Origin of the sequence: Pseudomonas sp. PS01303 (assembly GCF_029959385.1) — a bacterium.
In the GTDB taxonomy this organism is placed as follows: Bacteria; Pseudomonadota; Gammaproteobacteria; order Pseudomonadales; family Pseudomonadaceae; genus Aquipseudomonas; species Aquipseudomonas rustica.
Genome location: NZ_JASCPK010000013.1, coordinates 49,052 through 72,209, shown reverse-complemented (window position 1 = coordinate 72,209; position 23,158 = coordinate 49,052). Strand labels below are relative to the sequence as shown.

The 23,158-nt window shown below is 58.2% G+C and carries 20 protein-coding genes; 14 read left to right on the top strand and 6 right to left on the bottom strand.

Going from position 1 to position 23,158, the window contains the following annotated elements:
- Positions 1-116 precede the first annotated feature (116 nt).
- The 8 genes from QMX93_RS07170 (at position 117) to QMX93_RS07135 (ending at position 7,809) form a co-directional block, all read left to right on the top strand.
- Complete coding sequence (locus QMX93_RS07170; protein WP_282354071.1) at positions 117-758, top strand: DUF1345 domain-containing protein; 642 nt, start codon at positions 117-119, stop codon at positions 756-758.
- Between the two features lie 75 nt (positions 759-833).
- Positions 834-1,688, top strand: coding sequence for an AraC family transcriptional regulator (locus QMX93_RS07165; RefSeq protein ID WP_282354069.1), 855 nt, complete (start codon positions 834-836; stop codon positions 1,686-1,688).
- A gap of 37 nt (positions 1,689-1,725) precedes the next feature.
- Positions 1,726-2,334: a LysE family translocator gene (locus tag QMX93_RS07160; protein WP_282354067.1), complete on the top strand. Its 609-nt coding sequence runs from the start codon at positions 1,726-1,728 to the stop codon at positions 2,332-2,334.
- Positions 2,335-2,471: 137 nt separating this feature from the next.
- The gene (locus QMX93_RS07155) at positions 2,472-3,500 is read left to right on the top strand and encodes a LacI family DNA-binding transcriptional regulator (protein ID WP_282354065.1); all 1,029 of its coding nucleotides are present in this window, start codon (positions 2,472-2,474) and stop codon (positions 3,498-3,500) included.
- 154 nt (positions 3,501-3,654) lie between these two features.
- On the top strand, positions 3,655-4,437 hold the full coding sequence (locus tag QMX93_RS07150) for a TIM barrel protein (protein WP_053120318.1): 783 nt from the start codon (positions 3,655-3,657) through the stop codon (positions 4,435-4,437).
- Positions 4,430-5,404 carry a sugar kinase gene (locus tag QMX93_RS07145; protein ID WP_282354063.1) on the top strand — a complete coding sequence of 325 codons (975 nt, stop codon included), beginning with the start codon at positions 4,430-4,432 and terminating at the stop codon, positions 5,402-5,404. Before QMX93_RS07150 ends, QMX93_RS07145 begins: the two co-directional genes overlap by 8 nt.
- A 115-nt stretch (positions 5,405-5,519) precedes the next feature.
- Positions 5,520-6,818 (top strand): MFS transporter, encoded by a 1,299-nt coding sequence (locus QMX93_RS07140; protein WP_282354061.1) that lies wholly within the window; start codon positions 5,520-5,522, stop codon positions 6,816-6,818.
- A 13-nt stretch (positions 6,819-6,831) separates the two neighbouring features.
- Positions 6,832-7,809, top strand: coding sequence for a D-glycerate dehydrogenase (locus QMX93_RS07135; protein ID WP_282354058.1), 978 nt, complete (start codon positions 6,832-6,834; stop codon positions 7,807-7,809).
- Between the two features lie 124 nt (positions 7,810-7,933).
- Here QMX93_RS07135 and QMX93_RS07130 read toward each other — a convergent pair whose 3' ends face one another.
- Entirely contained in the window at positions 7,934-9,121 is a 1,188-nt protein-coding gene (locus tag QMX93_RS07130) for an aminotransferase class I/II-fold pyridoxal phosphate-dependent enzyme (protein WP_282354056.1), read from the bottom strand.
- A gap of 220 nt (positions 9,122-9,341) precedes the next feature.
- Between QMX93_RS07130 and QMX93_RS07125 the strand changes: the two genes are divergently transcribed.
- Entirely contained in the window at positions 9,342-10,079 is a 738-nt protein-coding gene (locus QMX93_RS07125; protein ID WP_282354054.1) for a hypothetical protein, read from the top strand.
- 69 nt (positions 10,080-10,148) lie between these two features.
- On the opposite strand, the gene QMX93_RS07120 is transcribed toward QMX93_RS07125, so the two are convergent.
- The 3 genes from QMX93_RS07120 to QMX93_RS07110 form a co-directional block, all read right to left on the bottom strand.
- A complete protein-coding gene (locus tag QMX93_RS07120) occupies positions 10,149-11,774 on the bottom strand; it encodes a methyl-accepting chemotaxis protein (RefSeq protein WP_282354051.1) in 1,626 nt (541 codons plus the stop codon).
- 338 nt (positions 11,775-12,112) lie between these two features.
- Positions 12,113-13,255, bottom strand: a complete 1,143-nt coding sequence (locus QMX93_RS07115; protein ID WP_282354049.1) for a glycerate kinase — start codon at positions 13,253-13,255, stop codon at positions 12,113-12,115.
- Positions 13,256-13,472: 217 nt separating this feature from the next.
- Positions 13,473-14,591 carry a sugar diacid recognition domain-containing protein gene (locus QMX93_RS07110; protein ID WP_282354047.1) on the bottom strand — a complete coding sequence of 373 codons (1,119 nt, stop codon included), beginning with the start codon at positions 14,589-14,591 and terminating at the stop codon, positions 13,473-13,475.
- Between the two features lie 170 nt (positions 14,592-14,761).
- On the opposite strand from QMX93_RS07110, the gene QMX93_RS07105 reads away from it, so the two are divergent.
- From QMX93_RS07105 to rarD, 3 genes are all read left to right on the top strand, one after another.
- Positions 14,762-16,072, top strand: a complete 1,311-nt coding sequence (locus tag QMX93_RS07105) for an MFS transporter (RefSeq protein WP_282354044.1) — start codon at positions 14,762-14,764, stop codon at positions 16,070-16,072.
- Positions 16,073-16,249: 177 nt separating this feature from the next.
- Positions 16,250-17,263: an aldo/keto reductase gene (locus QMX93_RS07100; RefSeq protein WP_282354042.1), complete on the top strand. Its 1,014-nt coding sequence runs from the start codon at positions 16,250-16,252 to the stop codon at positions 17,261-17,263.
- Positions 17,264-17,456: 193 nt separating this feature from the next.
- Complete coding sequence (gene rarD, locus QMX93_RS07095) at positions 17,457-18,338, top strand: EamA family transporter RarD (protein WP_212550961.1); 882 nt, start codon at positions 17,457-17,459, stop codon at positions 18,336-18,338.
- A 158-nt stretch (positions 18,339-18,496) separates the two neighbouring features.
- On the opposite strand, the gene hppD is transcribed toward rarD, so the two are convergent.
- A complete protein-coding gene (gene hppD, locus QMX93_RS07090; protein WP_282354040.1) occupies positions 18,497-19,573 on the bottom strand; it encodes a 4-hydroxyphenylpyruvate dioxygenase in 1,077 nt (358 codons plus the stop codon).
- 595 nt (positions 19,574-20,168) lie between these two features.
- On the opposite strand from hppD, the gene QMX93_RS07085 reads away from it, so the two are divergent.
- Together QMX93_RS07085 and QMX93_RS07080 are read left to right on the top strand one after the other, a co-directional pair.
- Positions 20,169-21,704 (top strand): EAL domain-containing protein, encoded by a 1,536-nt coding sequence (locus QMX93_RS07085; RefSeq protein ID WP_282354038.1) that lies wholly within the window; start codon positions 20,169-20,171, stop codon positions 21,702-21,704.
- 233 nt (positions 21,705-21,937) lie between these two features.
- Positions 21,938-22,303, top strand: coding sequence for a histone-like nucleoid-structuring protein, MvaT/MvaU family (locus QMX93_RS07080; protein WP_053120358.1), 366 nt, complete (start codon positions 21,938-21,940; stop codon positions 22,301-22,303).
- A gap of 208 nt (positions 22,304-22,511) precedes the next feature.
- On the opposite strand, the gene QMX93_RS07075 is transcribed toward QMX93_RS07080, so the two are convergent.
- The gene (locus QMX93_RS07075) at positions 22,512-23,030 is read right to left on the bottom strand and encodes a DUF4946 domain-containing protein (protein ID WP_282354036.1); all 519 of its coding nucleotides are present in this window, start codon (positions 23,028-23,030) and stop codon (positions 22,512-22,514) included.
- Positions 23,031-23,158 lie beyond the last annotated feature (128 nt).

Below are 23,158 nucleotides of genomic sequence, written 5' to 3'. Positions count from 1 at the left end.
GCTGCTATCTTTTGATCTTTAGAACCAGGATCAAAAGATCGCAGCCTGCGGCAGCTCCTACAAAAGCCCTCTGGCGTGCGCTATGGTGCTGGGACAGTTCGCTAACGTGAGTCCTCATGCGCTTTCTTGCCCGCACCCATCCTCGCCTGTCCGCCGCCGCACTGGTCGGTCTTGCTACCGGACTTCTGGCCCCCGCCGACTCCATTGTCAGTAAAATTTTAATCGGCTGGAACGCCGGGGTCTGGACCTACCTGATTCTGATGTTCTGGCTGACGGTTCGGGCCAAGGCACCTGACGTGCAACGCATCGCCGAAGTCGAAGACGAGAACGCCGCACTGGTGTTATTCGTCGTCTGCATCGCCGCCATGGCCAGCCTTGCCACCATCACCTTCGAACTGGCAGGCAGCAAGGATCTGGAAACCAATCGCAAATTGATTCACTACGCCTTCACCGCGCTAACGGTGATCGGTTCGTGGCTGCTGATCGGGGTGATTTTCTGTGTGCATTACGCGCGCCTGTATTACACCTGCAAAGACAAAGAGCCGGCGCTGCGCTTCGCCGAAGGGTTGACCACGCCCAATTATTGGGATTTTTTGTACTTTTCCTTCACCATCGGCGTCGCGGTACAAACGTCTGACGTGGGCGTGGCGACCCGGCAACTGCGCAAGATCGTGCTGTTGCAATCGTTGCTCGGATTTGTGTTCAACACGGCGATTCTGGGTTTCTCGATCAACATTGCTGCCGGCCTGTTCGGTTGAGCGCTGCACAAATGTTCTAGGCGACTCGCCAACAGCAGCGCTAAATTGCCCGAAACTTTGCCCGACAGGTGCGGCATGGACTCTCAAAACTGGATCGATCTGGCCCAGGATGCCGACACCGGCATCGAGACCCTGCGCGCGCATTTCAAGGGCCATGCCTACGATCCGCATTGGCATGACAGCTATCTGGTCGGCATCACCGAACAAGGCGTGCAGCAATTCAACTGTCGGCGTACGAAGCACCAGAGCACGCCGGGCAAAGTGTTTCTGCTGGAGCCGGGCGATATCCATGACGGCGACGCGCCTACCGAGGGCGGCTTCACCTATCGCATGCTGTATCTGGATCCGGCGTGGATCGAACGCGAACTTGGCGCCCTGTTCGAAGATGCTCCGCTCAATAGCCAACTGAGTGTCGCCAATACCTTGATCACCGATCCGCAACTGATGCAGGCCACGCAAATGGCCTTTCAGACGCTGCACCGTGGCGAACTGAAAATCGTCCGCCAGACTGCGCTGGACAATCTGCTCGGCCAACTCACCCGCCATTTGCACTGGCGCACGCGTTACGGCGCGGATCCACGCTTGCCGTTGGTGGCGCAAAAGGCTCGCGACTATTTGCATGCCCATGCGCATCAGGACATTGGCCTGGAGCAAGTTGCCGCCGCGACCGGCGTTGACCGCTTTCGCCTGACCCGCGCCTTCAAGGCTGCGTATGGACTGGCGCCCCACGCCTATCTGGTGCAACTGCGCCTGGCGAAGGCACGGCGCCTGCTAGCCAGCGGCGAACAACCGGCTGCGGTGGCGGTGGAACTGGGTTTTTCTGATCAAAGCCATCTCGGTCGCTGGTTCGTTCGCGCTTACGGCCTGACCCCGGCGATGTATCGCAATCGCTGCTCAAATCTTCCAGACATGGCAGCGGGCAAGCACTGAAGATCGGCTTATCGATCTTCAACGGAGTTTGCCTGCGATGCTCTCTACTTTCCCGACGTTACTGCCGTTTCTGCTGTTCGCGTTTGTCGCCTCGATTACCCCAGGCCCGACTAATATTCTGGTGCTGAGCAACAGCGCCCGTTACGGTCTCGTTGCCGCATTGCCAATCATTTTCGGCGCCTGCGCGGCGGCGGCGTTGCTGGTGTTGGTGGTCGGCAGTGGCGCCGGCTCGGCGTTGACGGAATTACCCGGCGTACAAAAAGCCATGCAATGGATTGGCGTCGCTTGGCTGAGTTACCTGGCCTGGCAGATATTTCGTGCGCCCGCCGTCGAACTGAATACACAACAAACAGGGGCTCGATTAGGGCTGGCGGGAGCGGCCAGTTTGCAATTGATCAATCCGAAGACCTGGATGATGGCATTGGCCGTGGTCAGCGTTTTTGCCGACAACGGTGAAGCCCGATTGGCGCATGTGGTGATCCTGTCACTGGTGTTTTTCCTGATCTCACTTCCTTGTTTGGGCATGTGGGCGCTGCTCGGCGCCGGCTCTGCGCAATGGTTGCGCTCACCGCGCGCGTTGCAACGGTTCAACCGTTTAATGGCGGTTCTGCTGCTCTGTTCGGCATGGCTGAGCGTGTTGATTTAAGCGCCGCTCGTCGGTGCTCATACTCCGCGCGGCGATCATTTACTTGACGGACGATTTGATTCTGGTGTTTCCTGAAACCGGTTTCAGCGCCTCTCACAGCGACTGAACCTATAAATCCAATAACAAGGTTTCAGACCGTGAACGACTTTTCCGCCGCCCAGCGCAGCCGCGTGACCATGCTTGACGTTGCCGAGCGCGCTGGTGTTTCCAAGGCCAGTGTCTCGCGCTTCATCGGCGAAGATCGCGCCCTGCTCTCCGATGCCATTGCCCTGCGCATCGAACAGGCAATCGACGAACTCGGCTATCGCCCGAATCAAATGGCACGCGGCCTGAAACGTGGACGCACACGTCTGATCGGCATGCTGGTTGCCGATATCCGCAATCCTTATTCAATTGCCGTGATGCACGGGGTGGAAACCGCCTGCCGTGCGCACGGCTACAGCCTGGTGGTGTGCAACACCGACCGCGATGACGAGCAGGAACGCCAGCACCTCGCGCTGCTGCGCTCGTACAACATCGAAGGCTTGATCGTGAACACCCTGGGTCATCATCGCGACGAATTGCACGAACTGCACCGTGAAATGCCGATGGTGCTGGTGGATCGCAAAGTCGATGGGCTCGACAGCGACATGGTCGGGTTGAACAACCCGCACGCCGTGGAAATGGCCCTCACCCACCTTGAGCAACGCGGCTATCAAGAGGTGCTGCTGGTGACTGAGCCCTACGACGGCACCAGTTCGCGGATTGAACGAGTCAGCAGTTTTCAGCAACAGATCGCCCAGCGCTCGAAGCTGACTGGCGCGGTATTGGAAACCTCCGACGACCTTGCCGCTGAATTCCAAACCTTTATGAAAACATCTTCTGCCGGCCCTAAAGCGCTGTTCTGCGCCAATGGCGTGGCGGCGTTGGCCAGCACCCGCGCGTTGAAGGAAATCGGCTGCCGCTTGTTTGAGGATGTCGGGCTGATCGCGCTGGATGATCTGGATTGGTATCCATTGGTGGGCAGCGGAATTACCGCACTGGCCCAGCCCACTGAAGAGATTGGTGCGCGGGCGTTTGAGTGTTTGCTCAAGCGCTTGCGTGGGGATGATGCGGCGGCGCGGGTGCTGGATTTTGCGCCGGTGTTAGTTGAGCGTGGGTCTACCTATGGGGACGGTGGTGTTTGATCTGACGTCTTCGCGAGCAAGCTCAGCTCCTACAAAAGCGGGCTGTATCCCCCGTAGGAGTAAAGCTTGCTCGCGAAGAGGCCCTATAAAACACCACAAAACCACCTGATATTTTTTTGAACAAAAATGAAACCGGTTTCAGAGGTCAATAACAATGAATAAACCCGCCGTTTCCATCAGCCTGTCCAGCTACGGTGCCGAACTCGTGCGCCAGCGCGGACAAGACTTTTTCATCGACGTTCTGGCCGCCGCTGGTGCCGATCGCATCGAATGGCGCGAGGAATTGCTCACCCGCGAAGTCCCCGCGCAACTTGCCGAAGCCACTCAGGTTCTAGGCCTGCAAAGCATCTATTCCTCGCCGACCGAACTGTGGCTCGCCGGCCACGCGCAGCCCAACCCGGAGCTGATCAACGCGTTGCAACACGCCGAAGCGTTCGGTTCGAAATGGCTGAAGGTCTCCCTCGGCTACTTCACCGACACCAACGACCTGCAAGCCTTGGCCCAGCGTCTGCAACAGAGTCCGGTACAACTGCTGGTCGAGAACGATCAAACCCTGCACGGCGGTCGCATCGAGCCGTTTCAACGTTTTTTCACCGCCGTCGAACAGCACAACCTGCCGATCAAGATGACCTTCGACATCGGCAACTGGCAGTGGCAAGACCAGTCCGCCGCCAGCGCCGCGCGTCTGCTCGGGCGCCACGTCGGTTACGTGCATTGCAAAGCCGTGGCCCGCCGCGCCGACGGCAAACTGGTCGCCGTGCCGCCCGCCGCCACCGACCTGCACGTGTGGGAACAACTGCTGCGGCACATGGCCCAAGGCGTTATGCGCGCCGCCGAATACCCGCTGCAAGGCGAAGACCTGGTGCAACTGACCACTGAACACGTCGCCGCTCTCGCCCGCCTCGGCCAATCCCGTCTGGAGCCTGCTCATGTCTGAGATCGATATTCTCTCGTTCGGCGAAACCATGGCGATGCTGGTCGCCGAGCAGAGCGGTGATCTGGCCACCGTTGAACAGTTTCACAAGCGCATTGCCGGCGCCGACAGTAACGTCGCCATCGGCCTGTCGCGGCTGGGTTTCAACGTCGCGTGGCTGAGCCGTGTCGGCAGTGATTCGCTCGGTCGCTTCGTGGTGCAGACGCTGGCCAATGAAGGGCTGGATTGCAGCCATGTCGCGGTCGATCCGCAACACCCGACCGGGTTTCAGTTCAAGTCGCGCAGTGACGATGGCAGCGATCCGCAGGTCGAGTACTTCCGTCGCGGTTCGGCGGCCAGTCACTTATCGCCGCGTTCGATCAACGAAACGCTGCTCAGTGCCCGCCATCTGCACGCCACCGGCATTCCGCCAGCGCTGTCCGCCACGGCACGGGAAATGTCCTTCGAACTGATGACGCGCATGCGCAATGCCGGGCGCAGCGTGTCGTTCGATCCCAATTTGCGCCCAAGCCTGTGGGCCAGCGAGCGCGAGATGATCAGCGAGATCAACCGCCTCGCCGCACTCGCCCACTGGGTGCTGCCGGGGTTGAGCGAAGGCCGTTTGCTCACCGGGTTTGATGATCCGGCGGACATTGCCGCGTTCTATCTCGATCAGGGTGCAGAAGCCGTGGCGATCAAACTCGGCCCGCAGGGTGCCTATTACCGCACGCAGCAGACTCAGGGTTTTGTCGACGGTGTGCCGGTGGCGCAGGTGGTCGATACGGTCGGCGCCGGTGACGGTTTTGCGGTCGGGATGATCAGCGCTTTGCTCGAGCATCAGAGTTTTGCCGAGGCGGTGCAGCGGGCGAACTGGATTGGCAGTCGAGCGGTGCAGAGTCGCGGGGATATGGAGGGTTTGCCGACTCGCCTTGAATTATCCGTTGAATTTGAAACCGCTAATCGCGAGCAAGCTTTGCTCCTACAAGGGTAATGCGTGCGTTCGCCTTTGTAGGAGCAGAGCTTGCTCGCGAAGGCGTCGGTTGACTCACCACACATTTTGATCCGTTACCTGCTGCGACAAAAACAACAAGCTCAGGAGCAACGCCATGAAAACCGCAACCCTCGCCGCCCGCCGCTGGTGGTACATCATGCCCATCGTGTTCATCACCTACAGCCTGGCGTACCTCGATCGCGCCAACTACGGTTTCGCCGCTGCTTCGGGCATGGCCGCTGACTTGATGATTACCCCGGGCCTGTCCTCGCTACTCGGTGCACTGTTCTTCCTCGGCTACTTTTTCTTCCAGGTGCCGGGCGCGATCTACGCGCAAAAACACAGCGTGAAGAAGCTGATTTTCGTCAGCCTGATCCTCTGGGGCGGCTTCGCCACGTTGACCGGTGTGGTCTCCAACGCTTACTGGCTGATCGTCATCCGCTTCATGCTCGGCGTGGTCGAAGCCGCCGTCATGCCGGCGATGCTGGTCTACCTGTGCCACTGGTTCACCCGCGCCGAACGCTCGCGCGCCAACACCTTTCTGATCCTCGGCAACCCGGTGACCATGCTGTGGATGTCGGTGGTGTCGGGCTATCTGGTGCAGCATTTCAGCTGGCGCTGGATGTTCATCATCGAAGGTCTGACGGCGGTGCTTTGGGCATTTATCTGGTGGCGTCTGGCCGATGATCGTCCGTCCCAGGCCAAGTGGCTCAGCGACGAGGAAAAGCACGATCTGGAAAGCGCCCTCGCCGCCGAACAGGTTGGCATCAAAGCGGTGAAAAACTACGCCGAAGCGTTCCGTTCGCCAAAAGTCATCATTCTCGCGCTGCAGTTTTTCTGCTGGAGCATTGGCGTTTACGGCTTCGTATTGTGGCTGCCGTCGATCCTCAAGGCTGGCGCAGAAATGGACATGATCGAGGCCGGCTGGCTGTCGGCGCTGCCATATCTGGCCGCGGTGATCGGCATGCTGGTGGTGTCGTGGGGCTCGGACAAACTGCAAAAGCGCAAACGCTTCGTCTGGCCGCCGCTGCTGATTGCCTCCATTGCGTTCTACGGTTCCTACGCCTTGGGCGCGGAACATTTCTGGTGGTCGTACACGTTGCTGGTGATCGCCGGCGCCTGCATGTACGCGCCTTACGGGCCGTTCTTCGCAATCGTTCCGGAGATTCTGCCGGCCAATGTCGCGGGCGGCGCGATGGCGTTGATCAACAGCATGGGTGCGCTCGGCTCTTTCGGCGGCTCGTACCTGGTCGGTTACCTGAACAGCTCCACCGGTTCGCCCGGCGCCTCGTATTTGTTGATGAGCGGCGCGTTGCTGCTGTCGGTGGTGCTGACGATTTTCCTCAAGCCCGGCGCCAGTGATCGCGTCGTCGCCAAAGCCGTGGCCACTCGCGCCGTGCCGGCTCATTCCTGAAGAGATTTCTGCCATGAAAAAACACGTCGTATTGTACAAAAAACTGTCGCCCGCGCTGATGGCGCGCCTGCAAGAGCAGTGCGAAGTGACGCTGATCAACAGCCTCGATGCTGACGGCCTCATGCAATTGCGTGACGCCCTGCCCCGTGCCCAGGGTTTGCTCGGCGCCAGTCTGAAACTGGATGCGGCGCTGCTTGATCTGGCGCCGCAACTGGAGGCCATCGCCAGTGTTTCGGTGGGCGTCGACAACTACGACATCGATTACCTGAGCCAACGAAAGATCCTGCTGACCAACACCCCGGATGTCCTCACCGAAACCACTGCCGACACCGGTTTTGCCCTGATCCTCGCCGCTGCTCGCCGTGTGGTGGAACTGGCGAACATGGTGCGCGGTGGTCAATGGAGTCGCAACATCGGCCCGGCGCATTTCGGCACCGATGTGCACGGCAAGACGCTGGGGATTATCGGCATGGGCCGCATCGGTGAAGCGTTGGCGCAGCGCGGGCATTTCGGTTTTGGCATGCCGGTGATCTATCACAGCAATTCGCGTAAACCGGCGGTTGAGGCGCGATTTGCTGCGCAGTATCGAAGCCTTGAAGACTTGTTGCAGCAAGCCGATTTCATTTGCCTGACCTTGCCGCTGACGGCGCAGACCGAAGGCTTGATCGGTGCTGAACAGTTTGCGTTGATGCGGCCAGAGAGCATTTTCATCAACATCTCGCGGGGCAAGGTGGTTGATGAGACGGCGATGATTGATGCGCTGCGCAACAACCGCATTCGTGCGGCGGGGCTGGATGTGTTTGAGCGTGAGCCGCTCAATCATGATTCGCCGTTGTTGCAGCTCAGTAATGTGGTGGCAACGCCGCACATGGGTTCAGCCACGCATGAGACGCGCGAAGCGATGGCGCGGTGTGCGGTGGAGAATCTGCTGGCGGCATTGGCTGGGCAGAGACCGGCGAATCTGGTGAATCCGTCGGCTTGGCAGGGCTGAGGTTTTGTAGCGCTTTCAAGGCCGCCTTCGCGAGCAAGCTCTGCTCCTACAAAAGCAGATCAGCATTGCACCTGTAGGAGCAAAGCTTGCTCGCGAAGAGGCCGGTGAAAGCAACACATATCCATCAGGCACTGCGCACCTGTAAAAGCTGCGCCGCACACAGCGCAATCCGCGCACAAGCATCCGCCAGTTTCACCCGATCGACCACCAACCCAATGCGAATATGCCCCGCCGCACTCGGCCCGAACGCTTCACCGGCCAACACCGACACCCCATAACCCTCCAGCAACTGCGAAGCAAACGCCTGCGCGCCCAACCCGGTCTGGCGCACATCGACCATCACAAACATCCCGCCATCCGGCCGGATCGGGTGCAAGCCAGGGCAACCGCGCAAGCGATCGCAGACCAGATCCCGGCGCAAGCGATACTCCTCACGCATCTGCGTGACCTCCGGCAAATCCGTCGCCAACGCCACTTCTGCCGCTTTCTGCACAAAGTCCGGCAGCCCGAACAACATGCTCAACGACAGGTTGACCAAGTGCTCGGCCAACGATTTCGGCCCGATTGTCCAACCGATGCGCCACCCGGTCATCGCATGGGATTTCGACAGACTATTGATCGTCGCCGTGCGCTCAGCCATGCCCGGTAAACTCGCCGGGCTGACGTGCTCGCCTTCATAGAGCAGATCGCTGTAAACCTCGTCGCTGATCAACCACAGATCATGACGAATACACAGCGCCGCCAGTTCCTGCCAGATCAGCAATGACAGGCTCGCGCCGCTGGGATTGTTCGGACTGTTGAGCAACATGGCGCGGGTTTTCGGCGTAATGCGCGCGGCGACATCGGCAGGATCCACGCGAAAACCATTCTCCGGCCGCACCGGCACCGGCACTACTTTCGCCCCGCAAGCACCGAACACCCCTTCGTAAGTCACGTACATCGGCTCAGCGACAATCACCTCGTCGCCGGGATCCAGCAAACATTGCGCCACCGAATACACTGCACATTGTGCACCCGGCATGACGATCACATTGTCAGCATCGACGGCCTGACCACTGCGCCGCCGATGCCGCTCGGCAATCAACTTGCGCAACGCCGTAAGGCCACGTACTTCGGAATAATGCGTGTCGCCGGCCAACAAACTGTCGATGGCACCGTGAATGATCGGCAACGGCGTATCGAAATCCGGATCGCCCACACTCAACAACAAAACATCGACCCCCTCGGCGCGTAGCTCCAGCGCGCGGTCGTGAATCTGCCAGGCAGCGGCTCCTTCCCCGGCGATTCGTTGGGTCAAGGCTGAATAGCGCATGTACGTCTCCTGATGGCGCGGATTCCAGCCTTCACCCTATCTCAAATCACAAAACGCGCCAGCGCCAGAAAGCATTAACTCGCCCAAAAACGTTTCAATATGATTGATTTTGATAATGGGCAACACCTGTCAACTCTGACAGTAGACGCGTTGCGACTTTCATCGGTTATATAGGCGTGCAAAATCCAACCCATTGCATGTGTTGAAAGGGAATAACGACATGTCAGTTTCAGATAAAGAAATACAGTACTTTGCGCCTCCAATTATTGAAGGAGCTCTCGGCAACATTCCTGATGGCCAAGAGAATCTATTGCCCATCCAACAGCTGGCCTACCCTCTGAGCATTACGATAGTGGAAGCTCCAATAGAACCTCCGCCTCCGCCCGGCAGACCTGTTGAATTAAGGGCATTGGTTGGTTTGAGGGGGACTGCTTTGGCCTACGCCGGAAGCCACTTCACCACTACGCCGGTTCAACTTCCTATCGCTTCCGAAATTCACCAGAATTACTTTGATGCCGAAGGCATTTACGAGGTTCGCGTCCAAGTGATCTTCGGTGGCAATCCGTCAGATTCGAATCCTGCTTTTTTCACAGTAGACAAAACACCGCCGAATTATGGTAGTCCGGCCGCCTCACCCGTTGTTCCAGATGAAGTAATTCGTGATGGAATCACCACCGACTATCTAGATAAAAACCAAGACAAGGTCATTATCTACATTCGGCAGTACTTGGATCAGCGACCGGGTGATGTCATTGAGCTTTATTTCGGCAGCTTCGACGATCCTGTTTCAACGGCAAAGGTCAATGATGCAACCTCGGATACGTTTATCGAATTGAAGGGCGACGTTGCCCGCAAATTAGGTAACGGCAACTGGCCGGTTTTTTATACGTTAAAGGATCGTGCCGGCAATGTAAGCACACAATCCAGGAGCAAAACCATCAGCGTTAAATTGACCTGAATGCAGAACTCGAACTGAGAAAACTGAAGCACTCCTGTGTTTCAGTTTTTTAATTGCGCAGTCACGCGATCAAATCACAAAACGCGCCACCATCGCATTCAAATCCACCGCCAGACGCGACAGCTCATGCGTCGCAGCGCTGGTCTGGTTGGCCCCGGCTGCAGATTGCGTGGCCAGGTCGCGGATGTTGACCAGGTTGCGATCGACTTCGCGCGAGACTTGCGCCTGTTCTTCCGAGGCGCTGGCGATGACCAGATTGCGTTCGTTGATTTGATGGATCGACTGGGTGATCTGCTCGAGCGCCACACCGGCGGCGCGGGCCATTTCCAGGGTGGATTGGGTACGCTGGTTGCTTTGCTGCATCGACGAGACCGCTTCACCGGTGCCGTTCTGGATACCGGCGACCATTTTTTCAATTTCCTGGGTCGACTGCGCGGTGCGATGGGCCAAGGCGCGGACTTCATCGGCCACCACGGCAAAACCACGACCGGCCTCACCGGCACGGGCGGCTTCGATGGCGGCGTTGAGCGCGAGCAGGTTGGTCTGTTCGGCGATGGCGCGGATCACGTCGAGCACTTTGCCGATGTCGCGTCCTTGCGTGGCCAGGCCTTCGATCATGTGCGCGGTGTTCTGCACGTCGTGGGTCATGGTCTGAATCGCGTCGACGGTTTTCACCACTTGATCGCGACCTTCGCGGGCGGCTTGGGTTGACTGGTTTGAGGCTTCGGAGGTCGAGACGGCGTTGCGCGCGACTTCTTCGACGGCGGCGGTCATCTCGTTGACGGCGGTGGCGGCTTGTTCGATTTCGTTGTTTTGCTGTTGCAGGCCACGGGAGGCTTCTTCGGTGACCGCGCTGAGTTCTTCGGCGGCCGCGCCCAGTTGCGTGGCGGATCCGGCGATCTGTTCGATGGTTTTGCGCAGGTTGGTCTGCATCGACGCCAGTGCCTGAAGCAAACGTGCCGGTTCGTCGTTGCCGTCGACTTCGATGGTTTTGCTCAGGTTGCCGTCGGCAATGGTTTGCGCCGCGAGCACGGCGCGATTCAACGGAGTGACGATGCTGCGGGTCAGCAACAGCGCCAGCAACACTGTGGCAAGGGAGGCAACCACCGCGACGATAATGATGCCGGTGATGGCGCTGTCATAATGTTCACCAGCCTGACTGGACGCAGTTTTCGCGTCAGTGGCGTTGATTGCGATCAGCTTGTTGAGCTGTTCGCCCATCTGGTCGGTGCCGTCCTTGATCCGCGTGTTGATCAGGGTGCGCATCTCATCGACCTTGTCCTGACGCGAGAGCTCCATCATCTCATTTTGCGCTTGCATGTAATTGTCGAGCGTCGCGGCGAACGCCTTGTACTGCGCGAGTTCTTCGCCGCCGGCCGGCAATGCGGCATAGCTGGCCTGAGCGCTGCGAACCTTGTCGACGAGCACGCCGATTCGCGTTTGCGCTTCTTGCAAACTCGCCGGCTCACGATTGACTAACACCCGAAACGACAAAATGCGCAGGCGCAGGACGTTCTCGGTTACAACACCGAGATAACCGACGCTGGGCAGTTGGTTGGTGTCCATGTCGATGGAGGCTTGGCGGATGGTGGTCATGCGATTGACGGCGAACACGCCGAGCACGATCACCAACAAAGCGATAAAAGCAAAACCGAGGAAAGCACGCGGGGCGATGTTCATGTTACGCAAGGACATAGTTGGACTCTCGGATGATAGAAGCGACGAGCGTCCATGCCCTGATCACTGGCCCGTGGGGGTGGGCTTCAGTCCGGCGTCACTGTTTTAGAATGCTTGTGCTCGCCTGATTGCTGTATCGGCCAGGCTTGAGGAAGGTTGCGGGTAAAGCGCAAATATTTTTCAGGGTGTTACAGCAATGAAACACCAACGCAACCCCTGTGGCGAGGGGATTTATCCCCGTTGGGCTGCGAAGCGGCCCCCAGCAATCTGTCAGGTAAACCGCGCGTACAGGTATTGCGACTGCTGCGCAGCCGAACGGGGATAAATCCCCTCGCCACAGGGGTTCTCTTTGCGGTTTAGAAATTACGGTGAGCCATCTGCCAGACGCGCGCGATATCGGTCGCGCGTTCACGCAGCAAACGCGGCGCTTCGGCGCACGCTTGCTCCAGCGTCATCGGGCCGCTGGTCACGGCAAATGCGGCATCGATGCCGTGACCGTAGAGTTCCTGATAGCCCTCGCCCAAGGTGCCAGCGATCACGATCACCGGTACGCTGTGCTGCTTGGCAATCCGCGCCACGCCAAACGGGGTTTTGCCGCGCAAGGTCTGCGCATCGAAACGCCCTTCCCCGGTGATCACCAGATCCGCACCTTTCACTGCTTCGGCGAGACCAACCAGTTCGGCCACCACTTCAACGCCAGCCTGAAACTGTGCGCCAAGAAACGCCTTGGCGGCGAAACCCAGTCCACCCGCTGCGCCGCTGCCCGGCTCATCACGAACGTCTTTGCCCAACGCCTGCGCGCACAATTCGGCGAAATGGCCGAGGGCCAGATCCAGTTGCTGAACCTGCGCCGGTGAAGCACCTTTCTGCGGGCCGAAAATCGCCGAGGCACCGTGCGGGCCGCACAGCGGATTGTTCACGTCGGCGGCAATGTCGAAACGCACTGCGGCCAAACGCGGATCAAGGTCACTCAAATCCAGTCGCGCCAGTTGCGCCAAAGCCAAACCGCCCGGCACCAATGCTTGTCCTTGCGAATTGAGCAATTTCACGCCGAGTGCCTGCATCGCCCCGGCACCCGCGTCATTGGTCGCACTGCCACCAATCGCCAGAATTACCCGTTGCGCGCCGGCATCCAGCGCCGCACGAATCAATTCACCGGTGCCGAACGTGCTGCTGATGCACGCATCGCGCTGCCCCGGCGGCACCAGTTGCAAACCACTGGCCTCGGCCATTTCGATAATCGCGGTGTGGTTATGCGGCAACCAGCCCCACGCCGCCTCAACCGGCGCGCCCAACGGGCCACGCACGCGGGTGCGGCGCAGTTCGCCTTCGCAGGCCGCGAGAATCGACTCGACCGTGCCTTCGCCACCGTCGGCCATCGGGCATTTCACCAAAGTGGCTTGCGGCCAGACTTGCGCCAGGCCAAGGGCAATGGCTTCGGCAACGCCTTGGGCACTCAGGCTGTCCTTGAACGAATCGGGGGCGATGACGATTTTCATGCGAATTCTCCAGTTCCAATGCCCCTCATGCTGCCAGTCGGCATGCGCATTGACGCCTGTCCGCTGCACAAGTGGCGCGGGCGTTTATTGTTCATTTTCACAAAAGACTTTGTGGTGAATGTCCCGCCGCCATCGCGAGCAGGCTCACTCCTACAGGGGAATGCATTTCAAATGTAGGAGTGAGCCTGCTCGCGATGGCGCATTCGAAAACCCCGAATTAACCAAGGTCAGTCTGCGGCAACAGCTGCACCCCAAGATAAAGCGCCAACATCCCATCCAGCCGCAGCGGATCAACCCCACTGAGCTCGGCAATCCGCTCCATTCGATATCGCAGACTATTGCGATGAATCCCCAGCGCATCCGCACAGGCCTGACTCTGGCCGTCGTGCTCGCACCAACTGCGCAGCGTCGCCAATAACTGGCCGTTAGCGTCCTTGGCGATGACCTTGCGCAGTGGCTTGAGCAGTTCATCCAGCGCATCATCGTTGCGGTGCCGCCACAACATCACCGGCAGTCGATAACGATTGAGCGTCAGCAAACGCGAGTGCGGCAACACCTCGCGACCATAAGCCAGCAAATCTCCCACGCGACGATAACAACGCCGCAACCCGCCAAGGCCGTCCGCCTGCCCACCGACCGCAATGCGCAACACCTTCCAGCCGAGGCCATCGAGTTTCTCCAGCAAACGATCGTGCTCGACGTTCTGGCTCGCCGGCCGACACCACAGCAACGAAGTCTTCGCCGAACTCACGCACCAACTGTCCGGATAGCGCGAGGTCAGCCACGCGCTCAGCGCCTCGACTGTTTGCCCTGGCCCGTGCTCCAGACCCAGTTCAAACAGGTACGGTATCCGCGTCAATTGCGGCTTGAGCCCTAGTTGCTGCGCTTCATCGACCAGACGCGGCGAATCGCCCGCCTCACTCAACAGCAACGCCAGCAGATCATCACAACGCTGACGCCGCCATTGCTGCTCGGCCTGCTGATTGCGCTGGCCGACGAGCATTTCCGCGGTCATGCGCACCAATTCGGCGTAGGTGCGCAGCAATTCCGGCTCGCCGGTGATGCCGAGCACGCCGATCAAACGCTGATCGAGTAGCAGCGGCAGGTTGATCCCCGGCTGCACGCCCTTGAGATGCACCGCCGTCTGCGCATCGATTTCGACCACGCGACCGTTGGCCAACACCAGTTGCGCACCCTCGTGACGAGTGTTGATGCGCTCCGGTTCGCCACTGCCCAGAATCAGACCCTGGCTGTCCATGACATTGACGTTGTAGGGCAAAATGGCCATGGCCCGGTCGACGATGTCCTGGGCAAGGTCGTGATCGAGTTCGAACATAACGGCGGCAATCCTTATTTCTGGCACTGACAGTTGTTCAGCCGCACAGGGTCTGGCGGCAAACCCTGTGCTCAGGCACAAAGACAATCCGGCCACAGGTGACCGAGACTCTCGGGGCGATCAACGTTAACCTGTGCATCGCAAAAAATCATAATAAAGAGAGAGCCGCTATGTCGCACAGCGCCGCAGCTACCCAGACCAAAGACGACGATAAAAATGCCGTTTATAAACGCATCACCCTGCGTTTAATCCCCTTCATCTTCATCTGCTACTTGTTCAACTACCTCGACCGGGTCAACGTTGGATTTGCCAAACTGCAGATGCTCGACGCACTGAAATTCAGCGAAACCGTATACGGCCTCGGTGCCGGTATTTTCTTCATCGGCTACGTGCTGTGCGGCGTGCCGAGCAACCTGGCGCTGACCAAGTTCGGTCCGCGGCGCTGGATTGCGGTGATGATGATCACATGGGGCACGCTGTCGACCTGCCTGTTGTTCGTCACCACACCTACCGAGTTCTACACCCTGCGCCTGTTTACCGGTGCGGCCGAAGCCGGGTTCTTCCCGAGCGTCGTGCTGTATCTCTCGCAGTGGTTCCCGACGTTCCGTCGCGGCCGGATCATGGCGCTGTTCATGTCGGCGATCCCGGTTTCCGGTTTGCTCGGCAGCCCGTTCTCCGGCTGGATTCTCAACCACTTCGCCGCCGGCCAAGGTGGTCTGGCCGGCTGGCAGTGGATGTTCCTGCTGCAAGGCATTCCAACCGTGGTGCTCGGCTTGCTGGCGTACTTCCTGCTGAGCGACAGCTTCGCCAACGCCAAGTGGCTGACCCCGCATGAGCGCGCAGTGCTTGAGGCGGATCAGGCTGAAGATCTGGCGAACAAGCCGAAGACCACGTCCGACTCGTTGCTCGCAGTGTTCAAGAACCCGGCGATCTGGGCGTTTGGCCTGATCTACTTCTGCATCCAGAGCGGCGTATACGCGATCAACTTCTGGCTGCCGTCGATCATCAAAAACCTTGGCTTCAGCGATAACCTGGTGATTGGCTGGTTAAGTGCGATCCCGTATCTGCTGGCAGCGGTATTTATGCTGGTAGTCGGCCGCTCGGCGGACTTGCGCAAAGAACGTCGCTGGCACTTGGTGGTGCCAATGCTGATGGGCGCAATCGGTCTGGTGATTGCGGTGAATTTCGCGGCTAACCCGGCGATTGCGATTCTTGGCCTGACCATTGCGACCATGGGCGCGCTGACCGGTTTGCCGATGTTCTGGCCGGTGCCGACGGCGATGCTGAGCGCAGGTGCTGCTGCCGGTGGTCTGGCGTTGATCAACTCGATGGGGCAAATGGCTGGGTTCCTCAGCCCGTACCTGGTGGGTTGGGTCAAGGACAGCACCGGTTCGACCGATGCGGCGTTGTATCTGCTGGCGGGTGTGATTGTCGGCGGAAGTTTGCTGGCGCTGCGGATGACGCGGACGTTGCGGGCTTAAATAACAGCAAAAGTCAAAAGATCGCAGCCTGCGGCAGCTCCTACCTTAATACGTTTCCTGTAGGAGCTGCCGCAGGCTGCGATCTTTTTGCGTTTAACGAGCACAACAATTCACTTTGCCCCGCACCACGCTTCTGGTATTTGATTAACGCTTTCCCACCGATAAAAGGATGTCGGCATGAGCTATCGCACACTGGGTCACTCGGGGTTAAAGGTGTCCACCCTCACCCTCGGCACGATGATGTTTGGCGAACAAACCAGCGCCGAAGATTCGTTGCGCATCATCGACAAGGCCTGGGATCAGGGCATCAACTTCATCGACACCGCCGACGTTTACACCCAGGGCCGTTCGGAAGAAATCGTCGGCGAAGCGATTGCCCGTCATCGCCATGACTGGGTGCTGGCGACCAAGGTCGGTTTCGGCCCGGTGGACGGCGTGCCGAACCGCAGCGGTTTGAGCCGCAAACATATTTTCAATGGAATTGATGCGAGCCTGACGCGGCTCGGCACCGACTACCTCGACATCTATTACCTGCACCGCGAAGACCACAACACGCCGCTGGAAGTGACCGTTTCAGCGATTGGCGACCTGATTCGTCAGGGCAAGATTCGCTACTGGGGCCTGTCGAATTACCGTGGCTGGCGGATTGCCGAGGTGATCCGCATCGCCGACCAACTCGGCGTCGATCGCCCTGTGATCAGCCAACCACTGTACAACATCGTCAATCGCCAAGCCGAAACCGAGCAGATCACTGCCGCGCAAACTTACGGCCTCGGCGTGGTGCCTTACAGCCCGCTCGCCCGTGGCGTGCTCAGCGGCAAGTACGCGCCGGACGTAACGCCAGACGCCAACAGCCGCGCCGGGCGTCAGGACAAACGCATTCTGGAAACCGAATGGCGCGTGGAGTCGTTGCGTATTGCTCAACAAATTCAGCAGTACACAGAACAGCGTGGCGTCGGCATGGTTGAGTTTGCGATTGCCTGGGTGTTGAACAACAGTGCGGTGACCTCGGCGATTGTCGGGCCTCGGACTGAAGAGCAATGGGATGCGTACACCAAGGCGCAGGCGGTGAAGATTACGGCCGAGGATGAAGCATTTATCGATTCGCTGGTGACACCGGGACATGCGTCGACGCCGGGCTTCAACGATGTGAGCCATTTTGTGTCTGGCCGTAAACCCCACACAACCTGACGTCCCCGTGCAGGAGCTGCCGCAGGCTGCGATCTTTTGATCTTTAAAAAGCAAAATCAAAAGATCGCAGCCTTCGGCAGCTTCTACAATTGCTCATCTGTATGTGTTGAAAATAATGACCATCCGGCCAATATTCAGCACAAAAACCACGTATCCTTCGCGCCCCGTTTGATCACCCACCCGCGAGGACAGTTTGTCTAAAGGTATCGCTTTATCGGTTTCGGCCTCGGTGCTGTTTGCCGTCATGTATTACTACACCTCGCTGCTCACCCCGTTGAGTGGCGTGGAAATCTTTGGCTGGCGGATGCTGCTCACTGTGCCGTGCATGACCGTGTTCATGCTGGTGTCCGGGGAATGGCGGCGGGTGCTGGAGCTGGTTCGGCTGATGGCCGCGAAGCCAAAGTTGATCGCCGGCCTGATCGTCTCGGCCGCCCTGCTCGGCGTGCAACTGTGGCTGTTCATGTGGGCGCCGCTCAACGGCTACAGCCTCGATGTCTCGCTGGGCTACTTCCTGCTGCCGCTGGCGATGGTGCTGACCGGGCGGATTGCCTACGGCGAAAGTCTGTCGTACCTGCAAAAGATTGCGGTGTTCTTCGCCAGTCTCGGCGTGTTGAACGAGTTGTATCAGGTCGGCGGATTTTCCTGGGCGACGCTGGTGGTCGTGATCGGCTATCCGCTGTACTTCGTGCTGCGCAAATACCTGAAAACCGATCACCTCGGTGGTTTGTGGGTCGACATGACGCTCATGCTGCCAATTGCCTACTGGTTTGTGCAGGGTGGCGAGCAAGGTTTCGGCGTGTTCGATCAATACCCGGGGCTGATGTGGCTGATTCCGCTGCTCGGTTTGATCAGTGCGTCGGCGTTGGTGGTGTACATCATTGCCAGCCGTTTGCTGCCGTTCAGTCTGTTTGGATTGTTGAGTTACGTTGAGCCGGTGTTGTTGCTCGGCGTGGCGTTGTTGCTGGGTGAGAGCATCAAGTCGGGGGAATGGCTGACGTACATTCCGATCTGGCTGGCGGTGATTGTGCTGGTGTTCGAAGGCTTTAAACACCTGATGCGTCAACGCCGTCCTTAAAAGCAAAAGATCGCAGCCTTCGGCAGCTCCTACATTTGGAATGCATTTTCCCTGTAGGAGCTGCCGAAGGCTCGGGCCGCGATCGGACGATCTTTTGATCTTAAAAAAATCCCGGCTCTGCATCTCTGCAGGCCGGGATTTTTCATATCGTCAGCGGATTACTCAGTCGCAAGCACGCCACGACGCACCTGGTCACGCTCGATCGATTCGAACAGCGCCTTGAAGTTACCTTCGCCGAAACCATCATCGCCTTTACGCTGGATGAATTCGAAGAACACCGGGCCCATCAGGGTTTCCGAGAAGATCTGCAGCAGCAGACGCTTGTCGCCCGACTCGGACGAACCGTCCAGCAGGATGCCGCGCGATTGTAGTTCATCGACTGGCTCGCCGTGGTTTGGCAGGCGGCCTTCGAGCATTTCGTAATAGGTTTCCGGCGGCGCAGTCATGAAACGCATGCCGATTTTCTTCAGGCGATCCCAGGTTTCCACGAGGTTATCGCTGAGGAACGCCACGTGCTGAATGCCCTCGCCGTTGAACTGCATCAGGAACTCTTCGATCTGGCCGGCGCCCTTGGACGACTCTTCGTTCAGCGGAATGCGGATCATGCCGTCCGGCGCGGTCATCGCTTTCGAGGTGAGGCCGGTGTATTCGCCTTTGATGTCGAAGTAACGGATCTCACGGAAGTTGAACAGCTTCTCGTAGAAGTTCGCCCAGTAAGCCATGCGACCGCGATACACGTTGTGCGTCAGGTGATCGATGATCTTCAGGCCAGCGCCCACCGGGTTGCGGTCAACGCCTTCGATAAACACGAAGTCGATGTCATAGATCGAGCTGCCTTCGCCAAAACGGTCGATCAGGTACAGCGGCGCGCCGCCGATGCCTTTGATCGCCGGCAGGTTCAGCTCCATCGGGCCGGTTTCGATGTGGATCGGCTGAGCGCCGAGTTCCAATGCGCGGTTGTAGGCTTTTTGCGAGTCTTTAACGCGGAACGCCATGCCGCAAACGGACGGGCCGTGCTCGGCCGCGAAGTACGAAGCAACGCTGTTGGGTTCGTTGTTGAGGATCAGGTTGATCGCGCCCTGACGGTACAGGTGCACGTTCTTCGAGCGGTGGGTGGCGACTTTGGTGAAGCCCATGATCTCGAAGATCGGCTCCAGCGTGCCCGGCACCGGCGATGCGAGCTCGATGAATTCAAAGCCCATCAGGCCCATTGGGTTTTCGTATAAGTCTGTCATGGTGACGCCTCATCATTTCTTATCAATTAACCAGGGTTATTTGTCAGTCATGCGAGGTCGGTGGGTGGCGCACAGGAGATGCCGCGCACACTGCGGGCGAGGAAGTCACCGTAGATCAGTTGAAACCCGAATATCTTCATTGTCGACCCAAGGCTCTTGCGGGCGAGGCTTCTGCTGCCAGAAGACGATTATTATTGTATGCGTAACCCGATTCTACACAGCGTAAATGGGCTTGTCTGCCCTCCCTATAAAATCCGCTTTTTTGCGCCCGGCGCAAGGGGTTTGTTGCACAGGTTGATCGGGCTCAACCTTGCGCGGCACCGGGGCCGAACAGCGCCGGCCCTGTTGATTCGCCGTGTCGGGCCGACGGAAAAGAGCCGCAGATGCCGTATCATTGCTGCCCCTTGATGCTCACCGAAGCGTTTGTTCGACGCTGGCGTGGTTTTTACCCAATTGGCAACACATATGCATCACCGATGAGCGGCGCAAGCGCGATCCGCCATCTATCATCCCTTCTGCCTGATCTCTTTTTCGGCGGCGCACGGTTGCCCGGCCTACATTCAAGAGCTCCACTTTTACGCGACAGGAAGCGCCCATGCCGTTAACCGTCAGACCCCGCCGCAAACGCAGCACGCGCCTTATCGTGACGCTGCTCAGCGGTTTGCTTCCCGTGATTCTGGGCAGCGTGATTCTTTACATGCAGGCCGAACGAACGTTGCAACAGAGCACGGCGCACACGGCCGAAGAAGCGTTGCGTCAGTTTGACCTGATGCTCGATAACACTGCGCAAGCGGCGCGACAGCTGCTGCCATTGGCCGGGCAACCGTGCAAGTCGGTCACGCTGGCGTTGCGCGAGCAAGTCACCCGTCGACCTTTCGTGCGCTCCACCAATCTGGTGTGGGACGACAATCTTTATTGCAGTTCGCTGTTCGGTGAGTTCAGTGAACCCGTCAATGCGGGCGATTACGCGCAAGGCAAATTGTGGTTGATGAATGGCAACCCGGTGACGCCCAACACCGCCCTGCTGATTTATCGCCTCAGTGAAGGACGCGGCGGCGCCTTGACCACCCTCGACGGTTATCACTTGAGCAATGTGCTGCGCCTCATTGGTCGGGACACTTTGTTGTTGCTGCAAGTCGGCGATAACTGGCTGTCCGCCGACGGCAAAACCCATCAGGGCGCACTGCCCTCGCTGCCGGTCGCGCAAAGCATGCGTGACTCATCGCATTATGCGTTCAGCGTCAGTGCCGGATTCCCCGAAGGTGAAACCTGGCGGTACATGAGCGATGAATATCCACCGTTGTTCAGTCTGCTGATCTTTTTCGGCGTGGTGTCTGGCGCGATTGGCCACATCGTGCAGAAGCGCTCGACCTCGCCGAGCCACGAAATGTTACGTGCGCTGGAGGCCGGTGAGTTCATTCCGTACTTTCAACCGGTGGTGTATGGCGACAGTAAAAAATGGACCGGCACTGAGGTGCTCATGCGCTGGAACCATCCCAAAGAGGGGCTGGTGCGGCCTGATCTGTTCATTCCGTTCGCCGAGCATTCCGGACTGATCGTGCCGATGACCCGCGCGCTAATGCAGCAGACTGCCGCCCTCCTCGGCCCTTTGTCGTCGACGTTTGTCGCGCCATTTCACATTGGCATCAACATCACCGCCAATCATTGCCAGGATCTGGAACTGGTCGAGGATTGCCGCGAGTTTCTTTCGGCATTCACGGCGGGCAGCATCACGCTCGTGCTTGAGTTGACCGAGCGCGAACTGATCGAGCCCACCGATATCACTCGTCAGCTGTTCGAGCAATTGCACACCCTCGGCGTGAAAATCGCCATTGATGACTTCGGTACCGGGCACTCGAGCCTCGGTTACCTGCGCAAATTCAATGTCGACTACCTGAAGATCGATCAGAGCTTCGTCGCCATGATCGGTATTGATGCGCTGTCGCGGCATATTCTCGATTTCATCATCGAACTCTCTGCCAAGCTCGATCTGGGTATTGTTGCCGAAGGCGTCGAAACGCAAGCGCAGGCCGATTACCTGACCGCACATAACGTTAACTTCCAGCAGGGTTATCTGTACGGCAAACCGATGCCGGCTGCCGATTTCATTAGTGCATTAACTCATCATTAACTAAATGGGCTTAAGCCGGGTGCGCCGACCGCGCGCACCAAATTGATACAAAAGATCGCTGTTGTTACATGAAGACAACAACAGGATTTACTCTTGACGCATTAACAACTACAATTTTTGTTGCCTGTGCAGAATTGGCAGGTGAGCCATTATCACCGAGTCGCTACAAGGCTCTTGGCTTATAGCTTTGTTTGCGGTTGGTATCAGCCAAATACATTATTGGAGTAAAGATATTGTCCAGACTCGCTGAATTTCGTGCAGCTGAAAAGGCCCTTCAGGAACAGCTCAAGCAGCTGGAATCGCTGAAGAACGATGCCGGGCTCAAGAAAGAAATCGAATTCGAAGAAAAGCTCCAGGGGCTGATGAAAACCTACGGCAAAGGCCTGAAGGACATCATCTCCATTCTCGATCCGAACCCGTCAAAATCCGGCCTGCAAACATCCGCAGCCCCTAAGACCCGCCGTGCACGCGTGGTCAAGGTTTATCAGAACCCGCACACCGGCGAACTGATCGAGACCAAGGGCGGCAACCACCGCGGCCTGAAAGCCTGGAAAGAACAATACGGTGCAGCCACCGTTGATTCCTGGTTGCGCGGTTAATCTCACGCCAACACAAAAGCCCTGCAGAAGCAGGGCTTTTTTTTTGACGATATCTAACAAATGCAACGAATGTCGCCAAGCAAGTTGCGATTGACGTGTAACGCGCACGAGTCATTTGCATCTATTGTTTCTTGGCTGAATGTTGCGAACGCTGCCGGAATTAAACTTTCGGCTTAATGCCTTTGGGTATCTAGCACAGAACGGCGAATTAAAGTTTCAGGCTGTTTCGAGCCGCCGCTATTTCCTCAGCGCTTGCCTTATAAACCTCAGCCTGCCCCGCGTAAGAAAGAACATAAGCCTTGTCCGCACCGACCGCCGCGACCAAAGTTTGCGACAGCACATGACGACCGTTTTCAGTCACCGTACAAGTCGTTTCAAGTGCACTCAACGAGCCAAGATTCGCTGGATGCACGCGGTTGCAAACACTTTGATAGCCGCTCTGAAAAAAGTCCTTCTGTATCGACTTGCGCATTTCCAGCAACACGCCTTGCAGATTGACCTGATGACCGCTCTCGACTGGCGTCATGGTCAGCTCCATCACCATCACCTGATTGCCGTCGGCGTCATTTTTGACTGCGCGCTGACGTGAAACCTGCGGCGCGGCGTCCGTCAGCGTTTGCACCTCCCAGCCCGCGGGCCAAGTGATGCTCGGCGCATCGGCCAATGCTGCAGCGCTGATCAAGGCTACGCCGAAGAAAACCAACAGGGATTTGCACGGTCGGATCATTACCAAAGGCACTCAAAAGTTGAACCACAAAGTCTGAGGCCCGCCCGCACACAGGGCAAGCCCGCGCTTTGGGTTTGGCGATGCCGTTTGGCATGCGTATCATTGCGCCCATTCACTCGCCCATTGTT

Excerpts from the sequence above, each read along its gene's own strand:
- QMX93_RS07170 (WP_282354071.1), top strand. The coding sequence starts at position 117 with ATGCGCTTTCTTGCCCGCACCCATCCTCGCCTGTCCGCCGCCGCACTG.
- QMX93_RS07165 (WP_282354069.1), top strand. The coding sequence starts at position 834 with ATGGACTCTCAAAACTGGATCGATCTGGCCCAGGATGCCGACACCGGC.
- QMX93_RS07160 (WP_282354067.1), top strand. The coding sequence starts at position 1,726 with ATGCTCTCTACTTTCCCGACGTTACTGCCGTTTCTGCTGTTCGCGTTT.
- QMX93_RS07150 (WP_053120318.1), top strand. The coding sequence starts at position 3,655 with ATGAATAAACCCGCCGTTTCCATCAGCCTGTCCAGCTACGGTGCCGAA.
- QMX93_RS07145 (WP_282354063.1), top strand. The coding sequence starts at position 4,430 with ATGTCTGAGATCGATATTCTCTCGTTCGGCGAAACCATGGCGATGCTG.
- QMX93_RS07140 (WP_282354061.1), top strand. The coding sequence starts at position 5,520 with ATGAAAACCGCAACCCTCGCCGCCCGCCGCTGGTGGTACATCATGCCC.
- QMX93_RS07135 (WP_282354058.1), top strand. The coding sequence starts at position 6,832 with ATGAAAAAACACGTCGTATTGTACAAAAAACTGTCGCCCGCGCTGATG.
- QMX93_RS07130 (WP_282354056.1), bottom strand. The coding sequence starts at position 9,121 with ATGCGCTATTCAGCCTTGACCCAACGAATCGCCGGGGAAGGAGCCGCT.
- QMX93_RS07125 (WP_282354054.1), top strand. The coding sequence starts at position 9,342 with ATGTCAGTTTCAGATAAAGAAATACAGTACTTTGCGCCTCCAATTATT.
- QMX93_RS07120 (WP_282354051.1), bottom strand. The coding sequence starts at position 11,774 with ATGTCCTTGCGTAACATGAACATCGCCCCGCGTGCTTTCCTCGGTTTT.
- QMX93_RS07115 (WP_282354049.1), bottom strand. The coding sequence starts at position 13,255 with ATGAAAATCGTCATCGCCCCCGATTCGTTCAAGGACAGCCTGAGTGCC.
- QMX93_RS07110 (WP_282354047.1), bottom strand. The coding sequence starts at position 14,591 with ATGTTCGAACTCGATCACGACCTTGCCCAGGACATCGTCGACCGGGCC.
- QMX93_RS07105 (WP_282354044.1), top strand. The coding sequence starts at position 14,762 with ATGTCGCACAGCGCCGCAGCTACCCAGACCAAAGACGACGATAAAAAT.
- QMX93_RS07100 (WP_282354042.1), top strand. The coding sequence starts at position 16,250 with ATGAGCTATCGCACACTGGGTCACTCGGGGTTAAAGGTGTCCACCCTC.
- hppD (WP_282354040.1), bottom strand. The coding sequence starts at position 19,573 with ATGACAGACTTATACGAAAACCCAATGGGCCTGATGGGCTTTGAATTC.
- QMX93_RS07085 (WP_282354038.1), top strand. The coding sequence starts at position 20,169 with ATGCCGTTAACCGTCAGACCCCGCCGCAAACGCAGCACGCGCCTTATC.
- QMX93_RS07075 (WP_282354036.1), bottom strand. The coding sequence starts at position 23,030 with ATGATCCGACCGTGCAAATCCCTGTTGGTTTTCTTCGGCGTAGCCTTG.